The sequence below is a fragment of the Chitinophaga rhizophila genome, from assembly GCF_019492185.1.
Taxonomy (GTDB): domain Bacteria; phylum Bacteroidota; class Bacteroidia; order Chitinophagales; family Chitinophagaceae; genus Chitinophaga; species Chitinophaga rhizophila.
On the sequence record NZ_JAICCF010000003.1, the window covers coordinates 944,873 to 959,765 of the forward strand.

General features: G+C 44.5%; 9 protein-coding genes. 5 read left to right on the plus strand and 4 right to left on the minus strand.

The features are described 5' to 3' along the window. Window positions 1-160: 160 nt before the first annotated feature. From K1Y79_RS18415 to K1Y79_RS18425, 3 genes are all read left to right on the plus strand, one after another. Window positions 161-1,162 carry an NAD(P)H-dependent glycerol-3-phosphate dehydrogenase gene (locus K1Y79_RS18415; RefSeq protein WP_220251629.1) on the plus strand — a complete coding sequence of 334 codons (1,002 nt, stop codon included), beginning with the start codon at window positions 161-163 and terminating at the stop codon, window positions 1,160-1,162. A 91-nt stretch (window positions 1,163-1,253) separates the two neighbouring features. Then, window positions 1,254-4,535: a SusC/RagA family TonB-linked outer membrane protein gene (locus tag K1Y79_RS18420; RefSeq protein WP_220251630.1), complete on the plus strand. Its 3,282-nt coding sequence runs from the start codon at window positions 1,254-1,256 to the stop codon at window positions 4,533-4,535. Between the two features lie 20 nt (window positions 4,536-4,555). Continuing rightward, window positions 4,556-6,070 carry a SusD/RagB family nutrient-binding outer membrane lipoprotein gene (locus K1Y79_RS18425; RefSeq protein WP_220251631.1) on the plus strand — a complete coding sequence of 505 codons (1,515 nt, stop codon included), beginning with the start codon at window positions 4,556-4,558 and terminating at the stop codon, window positions 6,068-6,070. Between the two features lie 53 nt (window positions 6,071-6,123). Here K1Y79_RS18425 and K1Y79_RS18430 read toward each other — a convergent pair whose 3' ends face one another. The 4 genes from K1Y79_RS18430 to K1Y79_RS18445 form a co-directional block, all read right to left on the minus strand. After that, complete coding sequence (locus K1Y79_RS18430) at window positions 6,124-6,453, minus strand: DoxX family protein (protein WP_236059693.1); 330 nt, start codon at window positions 6,451-6,453, stop codon at window positions 6,124-6,126. Between the two features lie 58 nt (window positions 6,454-6,511). Then, entirely contained in the window at window positions 6,512-7,822 is a 1,311-nt protein-coding gene (locus K1Y79_RS18435) for a DEAD/DEAH box helicase (protein ID WP_220251633.1), read from the minus strand. A gap of 35 nt (window positions 7,823-7,857) precedes the next feature. Next, on the minus strand, window positions 7,858-8,997 hold the full coding sequence (locus K1Y79_RS18440; protein WP_220251634.1) for a FecR domain-containing protein: 1,140 nt from the start codon (window positions 8,995-8,997) through the stop codon (window positions 7,858-7,860). A 66-nt stretch (window positions 8,998-9,063) separates the two neighbouring features. Further along, window positions 9,064-9,612, minus strand: a complete 549-nt coding sequence (locus K1Y79_RS18445; protein WP_220251635.1) for an RNA polymerase sigma factor — start codon at window positions 9,610-9,612, stop codon at window positions 9,064-9,066. A 426-nt stretch (window positions 9,613-10,038) separates the two neighbouring features. On the opposite strand from K1Y79_RS18445, the gene K1Y79_RS18450 reads away from it, so the two are divergent. Further along, window positions 10,039-13,389, plus strand: a complete 3,351-nt coding sequence (locus tag K1Y79_RS18450; protein ID WP_220251636.1) for a SusC/RagA family TonB-linked outer membrane protein — start codon at window positions 10,039-10,041, stop codon at window positions 13,387-13,389. Between the two features lie 18 nt (window positions 13,390-13,407). Further along, window positions 13,408-14,880, plus strand: coding sequence for a RagB/SusD family nutrient uptake outer membrane protein (locus K1Y79_RS18455; RefSeq protein WP_220251637.1), 1,473 nt, complete (start codon window positions 13,408-13,410; stop codon window positions 14,878-14,880). Window positions 14,881-14,893 lie beyond the last annotated feature (13 nt).

The following is a 14,893-nucleotide window of genomic DNA, read 5'->3' on the forward strand; positions in this document are numbered from 1 at the left end:
GTTCGTCGCTTGGCCGTCGCTTGGAGTAATCAAGTCCACGTCTAGTTCGTCGCTTGTTCGTCCTTTGTTCGTCCAAATAAGGCTGCGTGTAACTGGGGGCGTTAACGATATGGTAATATTAGACGCTAAATTCCTTACTTTGCGGAAAAAAGACAGATAAGTGAAAGCAGGTATCATCGGTAGCGGCAGTTGGGCAACAGCGTTGGCCAAGATTTTAACGGATAATGGTCATCAGATCTCTTGGTGGATCAGAAATGAGGATACAATCCGTTATATGCAGCTGCGTCATCATAACAGGCACTATCTTACTTCGGTGTATTTCGATACGAATCTGGTGAAGTTGAGCAGCAACCTGGAAGAAGTGGTGGCCGCAAGTGATATACTGGTGATAGCGGTACCGTCTGCTTTCCTGGAGGACGTTATGTTGCAGTTATCGCCTGAGTCTTTGAAAGGAAAGAAGGTAGTGAATGCAGTGAAAGGCCTTGTTCCGGGTAGTAATCTGCTGATAAATGACTATCTGGCTGAAATATTTGACCTGCCGCTGGAGCAGTATTATGCAATTACTGGTCCTTGTCATGCGGAAGAAGTAGCCAACGAGAAGCTTTCTTACCTGACATTTTCCGGCTTGCAGGAGACGTCTGCTCAGTCTATTGCAGATATGTTCACCAACAGTTACTTACAAACGATTGTTAATCGTGATGTTATTGGCGTACAGCTGGCGGCAGTTCTGAAGAATATATATGCGCTGGGAGCGGGTATTGCGCACGGCCTGGAGTATGGGGATAACTTCATCAGTGTATACATCACCAATTGTTTCAGAGAAATGCAGCATTTCCTGGAAGCATATGGTAAAGATCATACAGAAGCAGGTACACATAATTATAATGCCAGCGCCTACCTGGGCGATCTGCTGGTAACCTGTTATTCACTGCATAGCCGTAACCGTACTTTCGGTAATATGATCGGCAAAGGATATTCTGTGAAGGCTGCTCAGCTGGAGCTAAATATGATTGCAGAGGGCTATTACGCCAGTAAATGTTTATTTGAAATGAACATGGAAGTAGGTGCTTACATGCCGGTTGCCCAGGCAGTTTACACTATATTATGGCAAAATTTAAATCCTAGAGAGGCTTTCCTGGCACTCGAAAAAGGATTTATTTAACTGATTGTTAATGTCTTGTTAAAACAGAGGTAAAATACGTTTGTAACCTTCGCAGCAGAATTAGTCAACCATTAAAAACTTGTATTCTGCTATGCGTAAAGCTCGTCTATGCCTTCTATCTTTGTCTGCAGGCATGTTTTTTCTCTTGTTTTCCCTGAGCGTGATGGCCCAGCAGGCTATTAGCGGGAAAGTGATATCGGGGGATGATAAACAGCCGTTGCCTGGTGCCACTATCCAGGTAAAAGGGGCATCAAAGAAAACCATTACAGATAATGCCGGCAACTTCACTATTCAGGCCGGCAACAATGATCTGCTGATCATCAGCAGTATTGGCTTTACCACACAGGAGATCAGCGCTGCGCAGGCAGGCAATATCGTGCTGGCCGTTGATACCAGGGGATTGGGTGAAGTCGTTGTTACCGCACTCGGTATTAAAAAAGAACGTAAAAAATTAGGGTATGCCTTGCAGGAAGTGAAAGGGGAAGACCTGACTGTTGCAAGAGAGTCTAACGTCGTGAATCAGCTGGCCGGTAAGGTAGCAGGTGTAACCGTAATCGGAAGCCCATCGGGCGTAGGTGGATCTGCAAGGGTATCTATCCGTGGAGAACGATCTGTTGACCTTAATAAAAACCAGCCCTTGTATGTAGTGGATGGTGTGCCTATCAGCAATGCTATCAACGGCGGATCTGGTAGTAACAACATGGAAGTAGACTTTGGCAACGGCGCAAGCTTCATTAACCCGGATGATATTGAAAGCATGAACGTACTCAAAGGTGCAGCAGCAGCAGCCTTGTATGGTTCCCGTGCTGCTAACGGGGTGGTGATGATCAAAACAAAATCCGGGCGTAAGCAGAAAGGAATAGGTGTGGAAGTTAATAGTAACCTGACACTGGAATCAGCGCTGAAACTGCCCGAGTACCAGAAGGTATACGGACAGGGAAATGCCAGCGGTGGTGACTTTGCCTTCGTCAATGGCGGCGGTGCAGGTATGGCTGACGGTACCGATGAAGGATGGGGACCAGCTTTCCGCGGACAACTCTATCCACAGTTCAACTCACCACGTACGCTTAACGGCGAGGCCATTCCGTTCACAGGGGGAGATATGAATGCACCCGCAGGTAGCGTAATTACCCCCACCGCCTGGGAGCCGGATAATAATAACCTGAAGGACTTCCTGGAGACAGGCCGGACATTTACCAATAACGTTGCCCTGGTAGGAGGGAATGATCACGGCGATTTTCGTTTGAGCTATACTAACCTTAACCAGACAGGTATCGTACCGAATACAGATCTGAAAAGAAATACTACCAGTTTCTCTGCCGGCTATCATCTTACACCGAAGTTCAGTGCAAGAGCGTTTGCCAGCTATATTAAAAGCGAAAGCGACAACCGTCCTTCTATCAGCTACGGTACTGAGAGCATTATGTACCTGTTTAACTGCTGGCTGCCTGCTTCGGTAAGAGTCAGTGACCTGAAGCGCCTGTGGCAGCGTGGCCTGGAAGACAGGCAACAGTATAACTGGAACTATAATTACCATGATAATCCTTACATGACGGTGTATGAGAATACCAATGGTCAGTACTACGATCGCCTGATCGGAAACGTCATTTTAAGATATGATCTTGCCAGCTGGCTCAATCTGCAGGTACGTACAGCGACAGACTGGAGCAGCGAGCGTCGTGAGTACCGTAGGGCTTTCAGTACCCAGCGTTTCCCCTTCGGCGAATATCGTGAGGTGAATATCATCAATGAAGAACGCAATACTGACTTCTTATTCGCAGCAGATAAAGAGATCAATTCTAATTTCTCGTTTAATGCTACACTGGGTGGTAACCAGATGAGACAGACGTCCCGCTTCACAGAAGGTACGGCCGGTCAGTTGAATGTTCCCGGCGTATACCGTCTTACCAATTCAAGAATACCCCTGGTGTCCGGTCAGAACAATGTTGCCAAACGTATCAACAGCTTCTACGGTTCAGCAGGCGTATCTTACAAGAATAAGCTGTTTCTGGATGTAACCGGTCGTAACGACTGGAGCAGTGCCCTGACATTGCCGGAGGATCTGAAGGCTTTCGGAACAGAGCAAAATTCCTATTTCTACTCTTCAGTTGCACTGAGTGCGATTATCAGTGATATGGTCAAGTTGCCGTCGGTGATCAGTTTTGCCAAATTACGAGGAAGTTTTGCGCAGGTGGGAAATGACACAGATCCTTTTGCGTATACCCAGACCTATTTTAGTACAAACCCGTTCGGCGGCTCTCAGGTATATGAAGAGACTGACCGTTTATCCAATCTGAACCTGAAACCAGAGATCAGTACAGCATTTGAATTTGGAGCAGATCTGCGTTTCTGGCAAAACCGGGTGGGCCTGGACGTGACCTACTACCAGGGAAATACTAAAAACCAGATCCTGAATATCCCTTTATCTAATACCAGCGGGTATACCAGCCGTGTGATCAATGCGGGCGCTATACGTAACCATGGTATTGAGGTGATGCTGAATGTCACCCCGATCAAAACGAAGTCTTTTGCCTGGGATGCCTATGTTAACTTCTCGCATAACCGTAGCAAAGTGCTTGAGTTGCGTGATGGTTTGACCAACTATGTGGTAGCAGATAGAAGCGTATCCATAGAGGCAAGAGTAGGAGAGCGTATGGGAGATATGTATGGTATTGGTTTCGCCCGTGTGCAGAACAGCGATCCTAATGCACCTTATTATGACGCAACAGGCGAATATACCGGTCAGATGGTATTCGCAGCGAATGGTCGTCCGGTAGCTACTACTGAGAGAATCAAGCTGGGTAACTACAATCCGGACTGGCTGATGGGAGTGGGTAATACCTTCACTTATAAGGGTATTCGTCTGAGCTGCCTGTTTGACATCCGTCAGGGAGGTAAACTGTATTCCCTGACGCAGACAGTGGGCCGTGAAGGCGGTATTATCAAGGAAACCCTTGAGGGCCGTGCTGACGGATATGATATGAGCAAACCTGGTAATGGTGTAGTTGGCAATGGCGTAGTGCAGCAGGCAGATGGCAAGTTTGCCACCAATACGACCAAGGTAGCGGTACGCGAATGGCACAGTGCCTGGACCGGCGGCCGTAATATTGCCGAAGGAGTTATGTACGACGCTTCTTTTGTGAAGCTACGTGAACTTCAGATCGGGTATACATTCCCAGGAGCATTTAAGAAGGGGCTGATCAAAGGAATGAACATATCACTGGTGGGCCGTAATCTGTTACTGTGGGACAATGTGCCTCACGTAGATCCGGAAGTAATGTCTTATGCCGGAGGTACAGCGCTGCCTGGTATTGAGTATATGAGTTTACCGAGCAGCCGTAGTTATGGTGTGAACCTGAGCTTCAAATTATGATCACCCTTAAAAAGACAAGTATGAAATTCTTAAAGATATTTTTAATAGCCGGCCTTTTATCATCCTGTGCGCGTGACTTCAGCGAGGTTAACACAAATGAGAATAATCCCACCACGGTAACACCTGACCTGCTGCTGAGCGGGGTAATCAGGAATATGATGAATGCTCAGGTGAATACAGCCTGGGGAATTGGTAATATCGTGGTGCAGCATCATGCCAAGATCCAGTTTGTGAACGAGGACCGTTATCTCTGGGGAGAGCAGAATAGTGTATGGGATGAGGTATATAGCAACTACCGTAATCTGCAGAATCTTTTTAACGCAGTAGGTACAGACTCTACCAATCCTTACCTGGGCGTATCGCTTATTTTAAAGTCCTGGATGTTTGCCGTTGCCACAGATACTTACGGAGATATTCCGTATTCAGAAGCTGGCAAGGCGAAACTGGAAGGCAAATACCAGCCTAAATACGATACACAGGAAGAGATATATGCAGGTGTGCTGGCTGATCTGAAGCGGGCAAACAGCTTTCTGGCTATCAGCGGCTCCAACCTTAATGGGGATATTCTGTATGGCGGTGGTGCCAATGCCCTATTGAAATGGCGTAAACTGGCTAACTCGCTGAGGCTGCGCTACCTGATGCGTTTATCCAAACGGAAAGATGTAGGCGCTGAGATGACTGAGATATTATCTAATCCGGCAACCTACCCGATTTTCGAGCGTAATGAGGATAATGCTGAGCTGGAGTATTTTTCTTCAGCACCAAATCAGTGGCCATTATATGGGGCACGTGTCGGTTCATTTGATGAGTTCAGGGTTAGTAAGACCTTAAGCGACCGTCTGACAGCACTGGGAGATCCCCGTTTAAAAGTGTTTGGTCGTCCTTCTCAGCGGTCTGTTACTGCAGGTACACCAAAAATTGAGGGTATTCCAAACGGGCTGAGTGATGTGAATGCACTAGCGTATAATGGCGGTGTACAGGGTGTATCAAGAGTAGGTTATACATTTGCCTGCCTGGTATGTAATGACGCCGGACAGGCAGCGCCGGATCCGGCAGCGCCGAGAGCTTTGCTGATGACCTATGCAGAGTTACAGTTTATACTGGCAGAAGCCAGGGAGCGGAATATGATTACTACAGGAGATGCAGCAACTTACTACAACAATGGTATAACCGCCAATTTCGAGTACTGGAAGAGTATTGTACCGCCTCAATATGGTATAGACGTGACGATGCCGGCTAACTACCTGAGTCAGAGCGGCGTAGCCTATACAGGAGGCCAGGCTGACAAGCTGGGAAAAATTGCTTTACAGAAGTGGGTGGCGTATTATTTTAACGGGTTGGAAGCCTGGTTTGACTGGAGACGTACGCGAATGCCGGCGATAGTGCCGGGCCCGTCCAATCTGAATAACGACCGGGTACCTGTGAGATTTATCTATCCGCAGAAGGAGCAGTCATTGAATGGAGCAAGCAGGAAGGCGGCAGTAGACCGTCAGGGAGTGGATGATATGAATACGCTGATGTGGATTGCGAAGTAAACAGTAGCATGTAGATATAGTCCGGCCATTTCTGTGAAGGGGTGGCCGGATTTTTATTTGGTAAACTTCCAGGCCCACCAGATCAGCAGGAGTTGGAAGGGGAGGCGAACCAATGTCAGCCAGAACATAGAGTGGCCGACTTCATAGTAGTTAATAGCCATCTGGATGTTAGCAGGGAAGACAGCCAGGAGTAAGCCTATCAGCATCCATGCGCCTATGTTACGGGTCGTGGATGGCAGCAGTAATAACCCTCCTGCCACTTCCACACCGCCACTGATGTATACCAGTTCGGTATGAAAGGGCACCCAGGGGGGCATAATACCAGTATAAATATCCGGATTGATGAAGTGATTAATGCCTGCCATCACATAAAAGGCAGCCATAATATAAAGTGAAATTTTACTGCGCATATTCTATTAACCGAATATCCGCATAACTGTTCTACTTAGCTACATCAATCTTTACTTTCTTGTTCTTTATTTTTTCGTTCTGTATGAGGGAGAGTGTGTGAGCAGCTCTGCTTTTCCTGACAGCAACGAAGGAGAAGAAGTCTTTCACTTCGATGAGGCCGACATCTTCTTTTTTCAGCTGTCCTTTGTTGGTGAGGAAGCCGACGATATCGATTTTATTAACCTTATCTTTTTTACCTGCACCGATGAAGAAGGTGGTCCATTTAGGTTTTTCCGGCAGTTCGTATTTGTCTTCCAGGGTAATCAGTTCCGGATCTTCCTGGACATAGTTAGGCATTTTTTCATCCGGGCCAATGAGGAGGATGGCGGTACCACTGGCGTCCATTCTGGCTGTACGGCCATTGCGGTGGGTATAGACATCTTCTGTATGCGGCAGGTGATAGTGAACAATGTACCTGATGTTCGGAATATCGAGTCCGCGGGCCGCCAGGTCAGTTGTGACGAGGATATTGCTGGTACCGTTTCTGAACTTGCATAGCGCAGCGTCCCGGTCGCGTTGTTCCATGGCTCCATGGTAGAACACGCTGGTGAGTCCGCTATCTTTCAGGAAGGAGTTGGTGCGTTCTACAGCTTCACGATGGTTACAGAATACGATAGTAGAACGATTACCGAGGTAGCAGATGAGTCTGAAGAGCGTATCCAGCTTGTCTTTGTCTTCGCTTTCGACGTATTTGATGGCCAGCGCTTCGGGCTTTTCTTCTGTGAGGAAGTTAAGTCTGATAGGATCTGCGATACCTACGAAGTGGGGGATATCGACAGATTCGGTAGCGGAGGTAAGTATCCTTTTGCGGAGGTCAGGCAGTGAATCGATGATAAATTGTATTTCGTCATGGAAGCCTAGTTCCAATGATTTATCAAATTCATCCAGCACCAGGAGTTTAATACCAGCAGTTTTAATATTTTCTCTGCGGATATGGTCACCTAGTCTGCCGGGAGTACCGATAATAAGGGCAGGTGCTTCCAGGAGGTTGTTTTCTTCTGTTTCACGGAGGTGTCCGCCATAGCAGCAGGTTACTTTGAACCCGGTGGTCATGAGTTTCCAGACTTTTTCTATCTGCATGGCCAGTTCACGGGAGGGTGCTATGACCAGGGCCTGGGTACCAGGTGTATTTTTGTCTAGTTGCTCCAGGACAGGGATCAGGAAGCCAAGTGTCTTACCTGAGCCGGTATTAGAGAGGAGAATGACGTTATCAGCCTTTTGATTGGCATCAATGGAAGCGAGCTGCATCTCATTGAGCGCATCGATTTTAAAGGCGGAGAGTAAGGAGGCGTATTTTTGCATCGGGGCAAAAGTACGGATTTCTTTTAGAGCCGTCTTTATCGGATGTGCAGGATACCGTCTTTGTAGTAGGAATCAGCGCCGGTTGTAAGTTTGATAGCATCCAGAAATTCCTGTATAGGTTCTGCTTTCAGGATGGTGCCTGTGAAGCGTTTGGCGGCGGTTTGGGGGTTGTCGATGACCACCTGTACGCCGTACCAGCGGGGAAGAACTTTGGTTATTTCGGTCATAGGCGTATTATCCAGTTTGTATCTTCCTTTGATCCAGAGGAGTTCATTTTCATTTAAAGCAGTGAGTGTTGTGCTCTTATCTTGAATATAGGTAAGTGCTTGTCCGGGTTTGAGCAGTGTTTGTTTTTCGGGGGTGGCGAAGGAGACAGCGCCATCTACGAGGGAGACTTTGACGCGTCCGGAGTCGTAGGAATTGACGTTAAAGGTGGTACCCAGCACCTGTACTGCGCCTTGCGGGGTGTGGAGGATAAAGGGGCGGTTTGGGTCTTTGGCAACCTGTAGGTAGGCTTCGCCATGGATGGTAATTTCGCGGGAATGGCCGGTAAACTGGAAAGGGAATTTGAGGGTAGTGGCGCTATTCAGGAAGACGATGGTGCCGTCGGACAGTGTGATATGGTAATCCATACCGGGGGGGACCCATAGGCTGTTGAGCTGTTGGGTGGTGGTGGCATTGTCTTTAGCGGTATACGTGAGGGCGTTGTTGGTGTTATTAAGTTGCGTGTTGTTGTTAATGGTGATACTATCTTTCCTGGTGGAGAGGTCGATGACATCGCCATTGGACAGTTTAAGTTGCAGGGTATTCTTGGCCAGCACGGGAGATGCCGGCGTATGTTTTTGCTGTGTAGTGGTGAGTGGATAGATAAAGATAATGAGCGCAAGGATTGTAGCTGCTACGAGCAGCATACTGATGGTCAGTCTTTTTCTCTTCTGTGATTTTCTGTGTTGCAGTTCATCTTCGATGTAGGCGAAGGCAGCTTCACTGTTAAGTTCCTGAATAGAGGGTTGTTGGGCCCAAATGGCGTATTCCTGCTGAAGCTGTTCGAATTCGGCTTGTAATTCCGGATACTCTTGTAATGCATTTTGAAGGAGTTGCTCATCTGTTGCGTTAATAACCCCCATCACCTTTTCATTCATCAGTTGATGAATATGATCCCTATCTAATTCCATGAAGTATTATTAATTCAAGTATAAGAGTATCGAGCCCTGAAAATGGGTGATATAATTATATGTTTATTATGACAATTTCTCGCGCAGTGTTTTAATTGCTGTGGCAAGGTGTGTTTTGACGGTGTTATCGCTAAGGCCCATGATGTTGGCTACTTCTTTTCTCTTCAGGCCTTGCAGGACGTAGAGTTGGAATGCTTTGCTTCTTTGTGCCGGCATGTATTTAAGTAGTTCGTTCACTTTATTATCTATGTAATCACTTACGGTTGATTCTTGTTCTTCTTCCAGGTGAACGGTAGGTTCTTCCTGTGAGGAGTAGTATTCCTGTTGAGATTTTTGCAGGCTCTTCTGTCTTTTGAGGATGAGCATGCAATTGTACCGGATGGAGATATACAGGTAACCTTTCAGGTTGGTGTGGATGCTGTTGTATCTCTTTTTCTCGAAGAAGTCGATGAAGAAGTCCTGTACTACATCTTTTGCTTCTTCGATATTCCCTAAAAGCCGGCTTGCTTCAAATAAAAGCAATTTCTCAAAACGCATGTACATGGTTTTGTAAGCCTTTATGTCTCCGGATTTCAGTTCTTGTAGCAGCAGATCGTCATTCACGTCGGTGTGCATGCTGATAGATTCAGGTATGAATGATTGTAGATGAAAAGCACGTGTAAACTTATGGACCTTTAAGTTGAAATCATAGTTTTTCCTATTAATTTATTGTTGTGAGTTGTGTGGTATCTACCATTAATTTACGCAGTTTCCCCCGAACTTTTTCTTAATAATGAGTTAACATAGCCTGAAATGCCCGTTTTTATTGGGGTTGACGGGACGGGTGAGTGACGGGTACATTTTTTTTCAATAAAGCAATCACCCATATTCTGCTACTTCTACTCTTAAGGTATGAAAGGCATAACGATGTCTGTCTAGCTAAATTCTAAATTCATTACAGCTAATTCAAGGTGTCAGGTGACTGTCATTAACTAACCATTTAGTCTTGTCCTTATGCATCGAAATTTTACTCACTGCTGCGCGCGGCGTAGCATAATGGCTATGCTTTGGCTATTACTTCCCTGTATTTATTCTTTTGCGCAGAAGAGTGCGCAACCAGGTAGAAATGTGACGCTGACAAGCAGCAGGATTTCACTGGGTGATGTCTTTAATATCATTGAGAAGCAGACCGGCGTTTTACTATTCTTTGGAGACCTTAATACTGATCAGCTGGTAGGTGTAAAATTTGTAGCGACCCCTGTTGAAGAGGCGCTGGGCGAAGTATTGCCGCCTATAGGGCTGACCTATGAGTACGTCAAAGGGAATAAAGACAAGATCTACATTAAATCCATCAAGCCATCGCCTAAAGATACCGTCATGATGAAAAGCATCAGCGGTATAGTGACAGATGAAAAAGGGCAGCCATTGCCCGGAGCGACGGTCCGTGTGAAAGGGAGTATGCGGGGAACATCCACTCAGGAGAACGGCGCTTTTGTCTTACACCACTCCGGTGAAAAGGACATCCTGCAGATCAGCTTTACCGGCTTTGATATGGCAGAAGTACCAGTAGCAGGAAAGGCTAACCTGAAAGTAAGATTGAAACCAGGAGATAACAGTCTGAATGAGCAGGTAGTGACGGCCTATGGTAAAATGGATAAAAGATCTATTACAGGCGCAATCACAGTAGTAAAAGGTGAGCAGATACAGAATCTCCCGAACAGGAGTTTTGATAAGAGTTTACAGGGGTTAGTGCCAGGTTTATTAGTAACGCAGGGTACCGGGCAACCAGGCGGAGGACTCGGCAACTTCGTATTACGTGGTATTTCAACAGGCGGTAGTATAGATAACGGTGCGACGGTGAGGAATCCGCTAATAATCATTGACGGTGTTCCTGTGCAGCAGGACCAGGCGCAAGCTAGTACTAGTACAGTAAGTATTAATAACCCCATGGCGCAATTGAATCCCTCGGACATTGAATCTATCAGCGTTTTAAAAGACGCCGGCGCTATCGCACTATACGGTTCTAAAGCGAGTAATGGTGTTATCCTGATCACCACAAAAAGAGGAAAAGCTGGTAAGACCAGATTTAACTTCCGTCATCAGACTGACTTTGCGTCCAGGTTAAATAATGGAGCGCGAATGTTGAATCAGCAGGAATACCTTGAACTACTATACGAAACATATAGAAACACTGATCCTGCATACTGGACAGATAGTCGAATCAAATCGGACCTCATCAGCAAATTCCCGCACAAAGTAAATGCCCCCGGCGATACTAGTTTCTATCCGGCCCCTGACTGGCAGCGTGAGCTATTCAACAAAAATGCAATGACCTTATCTAATGAGTTGTCGTTATCAGGAGGGAATGATAAGAGTACATTTTATGTTAATCTGGAATATACTAAGCAGGATGGTGTAGAGAAAAATACAGGGTATGATAGAAAGTCACTGCGAATCAACTATGAGAATCTACCAGCCAAGTGGTTGAAAGTAGGGTTGAATACGACATTGTCTTATAGTACGCAGAAGTTTAGTTATCCGGGGGCGTCTGAACGTTTGGTAGCTGCCATATCTCCATTGAATGCAATAAGAGATGATAAAGGAGAGTATATATACAATTATTCCTGGGGACTGGCAACACCGTCGGACTTGACATCACTGACGAGTATGTCGCCAAATCCATTAGCGGCCGCAGAGTTGAATATTAATAAGAATGTTTCATATCGTGGGGTGAGTAATCTGTATATAGATTTTCATCCTATCAAGAACGTTTCCTTTACGTCGAATATTGGAACGAATTTTATGTTGACCGAGGCGAAGGAGAAGGTGCATCCGAAGTTGGCTGCGTCAAGTCTTAATGCTGGTATTGGGAGAATTAATGAAAGAGATATAAGAAATGCGAATTTTATCACAACTAATATTATCCGGTATAATACATCTATATCTGATCGACATAATTTGAATTTTCTTATAGGTCATGAAGCACAGATACTTACGCAAAAGAACATTTTTGTGATAAGGGAGAACATTACATCAAACCCATTAGCTGATCAAGCTAATATTGGTACTATAAGGAGTGCTGGAGGACTTTCTAGTAAGCAAACCTTACTTTCTTATTTCGGCCAACTTAATTATGATTTTAGCGAGAAGTACCTCCTTTCAGGTAGCCTGCGCACGGATGGATCGTCACTATTTGGAACAAATAAAAGATTTGGAACGCACTGGTCTGCAGCCGGAGGTTGGATAGTAACTAATGAACCATTTATGAAGAATCTAGCGATGCGCTTAAACTATCTCAAAATAAGAGGAAGTTTAGGATCTGCAGGCAACTCTTCGGCTATAAGTAATGCTTTGCGATATGACAATGTTATGTTATTGAGGTATTTAAATGCGCCAGCAGTAATGCCGAATACTTCGTTGCCGCCAGGAAATCCAAATATTCAGTGGGAAAAAACTTTTAATTGGGACATAGGAATAGAAATGCGATTATTTGATAATAGAATATCTTTTACAGGAGATATTTATAGAAAGTTTACATCAAAATTGATTGGTCGTATTGATATTCCAACAACCACTGGGTTTCTAAACATCCAAAGTAACATTGGTGATTTGAGTAATAAGGGGATTGAATTATCTGTATCTATAGATATGATCAGGCGTAAGGACTTTTTTTGGAATGTAAATGCAAACTGGAGCAAAAATAAGAATGTTCTAACAAAATCCTTTTTCCAATTAGAGAGAGTTGCTGGTGGATCCATTATTTCAAATGGTGCTGGAGAAAACTACAATTCTTTCTACATGCCAGTCTGGGGAGGTGTCAACAGAATGGATGGGAAGCCTCAATGGGTAGATTCAATGGGTAAGGTCACAAGTGACTACAATGCAGCACCAAGAAAATTTGTGGGTAAGCCGCAGCCTGATGGATTTGGTGCAATTACCAATACTGTATCCTACAAGGGGATAGAGTTTTCTGCTATGATTTATTATCAGTACGGGGCTGAGATTTTTAAAACAGATAATATTGTCAATGATGGAACTGATCCTTTCATAAATCAAGATCGAAATGCTTTAGACCGTTGGCAGAAAGATGGTGATGTTGTTACAAACCCTAGGCGTTTGCTATTTGGACAATATCAAGGAAATGATGATGGTGGCACTATGACTTCTACAAGATACTTATTTAATGGCGACTTTATAAGACTGTCTAACTTAACGTTAGCATATAAGCTTCGAGAGTCGCTAATTAGAAGTTTTGATGTTCAAATGTTACGATTTTATCTTCAATGCCATAACGTGGCAACAATAAGCAAATATTCTGGTCAAGATCCAGAATTAACCAGCGCACTTGGGCAGGGAATGTCCAGTTACCCTCTGCAGCGCACATACTCATTTGGCATGAATGTAATATTCTAAATCACAATTATCGAATTAATGAAAACATTAATAAAATATAATAAGTTGATATCCTTAACTGTAGCATTTCTGCTATTATTTGGGTGTAAAAAGGACTTTTTGGAGATTGATGATAATACATCATTATATCGTCAGACATATGTTAAAGACCTAAGCACGATGCAAGATTTTCTGAGAGGTATCTATTTTAGATATGCGGTAAATTTTGAGCTGTCAACAAGTCAAGCCTATCCTGAAGTGGTAGCAGACAATATGAAACCAGTTGCGCAATTTGGATGCTTTTTAACCACTCATTATTCCTGGACGCAAAAGGCAGAATTAGGCGATGGAGTAGATTATCCCGGACTGAGTTTAGAAGCTACAGCCATGAATTCGTTATGGAAAGTAGGTTATCAGATTGCCAATGCTTGTAGTTTCGTGATTAGCGAAACAGATCGGTACCGGAGCGAAAACCCCCATTTGGCTGACGATATTAAAGGACAAGCATATGCAATTAGAGCGTTGACGCACTTTAAGCTTGTCAATGTATTTGCACAGCCTATTAGTTTTAGTGCTGAGGGCAATCATCCGGGAATACCCTATATAACAAGCCACGATATTTCTAAACCTGTTATTAGGTTAGGGGTGTCTGATGTTTATCAAAACATTATTCAAGATTACCAGCGTTCTATAATGCTGTTTACTAATCCCAACACAGATCCTAAGGTCATGAATGTTTATGCGGCGAAGGCATTGTTAGCTCGGACTTATCTCTTCAAAGGTGATTTTACAAATGCCCTGAATCTTGCAGCGGAAGTTGCCTCGAATTACCCGCTAATGACTATTGCGCAAGGATACCCTGATAAAATATTTCATTCTGTCAAATCGTCTGAAACAGAAACTTTGTATCAACTAGCTCCTTATGGAACTGTGAATATCCCATTTTCGTTTTTGGGGTTTATGGTTAATGGATTCTCCATGGGTTTTTCAGCTACAAAGGATATTGCTAACATTCTTATCGAAAATCCGGCAGATGTTAGAGCTAAATGGGTTAAATATGATCAGGGAGATTGGCAGATCGTAAAATTCCCTCAAGACGCTGCTCCAGAAATAAATCCAGCTGTAAATGATCCTAAAAGTGCTTACTATCCACCAGTTATACGCTCCTCTGAAATGTATCTCACAGTATCAGAAGCTGCTGCTAAACTAGGAGATAGAAGTACTGCTTTGAAATATTTAAACGCAATTAGAAAACGCGCAAATCCTGATGTTATGGATATAGAGGCATCGGGAAAGGCGCTACTAGATTCGATTTACAAGGAACGTAGAAAAGAATTAGCATTTGAAGGGCTAAGAATGTTCGATTTGCAAAGAAATCAGCAGGGCGTTTTTAGGGAGGATGCAATTTTTCAGTATGCAAAGGCCTTACCATTTCCGAGTAATATGGCGATTGCTCCTATTCCGTTAAAGGATGTCCAACTATCGAGTATGTCACAAAATGATGGTTATTAAGTTAAATAATAGA

Coding starts and splice junctions, on each gene's coding strand:
- K1Y79_RS18445 (WP_220251635.1), bottom strand. CDS start 9,612: ATGCACACCGACGTGAATGACGATCTGCTGCTACAAGAACTGAAATCC.
- K1Y79_RS18430 (WP_236059693.1), bottom strand. CDS start 6,453: ATGGCTGCCTTTTATGTGATGGCAGGCATTAATCACTTCATCAATCCG.
- K1Y79_RS18450 (WP_220251636.1), top strand. CDS start 10,039: ATGCTTTGGCTATTACTTCCCTGTATTTATTCTTTTGCGCAGAAGAGT.
- K1Y79_RS18420 (WP_220251630.1), top strand. CDS start 1,254: ATGCGTAAAGCTCGTCTATGCCTTCTATCTTTGTCTGCAGGCATGTTT.
- K1Y79_RS18425 (WP_220251631.1), top strand. CDS start 4,556: ATGAAATTCTTAAAGATATTTTTAATAGCCGGCCTTTTATCATCCTGT.
- K1Y79_RS18455 (WP_220251637.1), top strand. CDS start 13,408: ATGAAAACATTAATAAAATATAATAAGTTGATATCCTTAACTGTAGCA.
- K1Y79_RS18440 (WP_220251634.1), bottom strand. CDS start 8,997: ATGGAATTAGATAGGGATCATATTCATCAACTGATGAATGAAAAGGTG.
- K1Y79_RS18435 (WP_220251633.1), bottom strand. CDS start 7,822: ATGCAAAAATACGCCTCCTTACTCTCCGCCTTTAAAATCGATGCGCTC.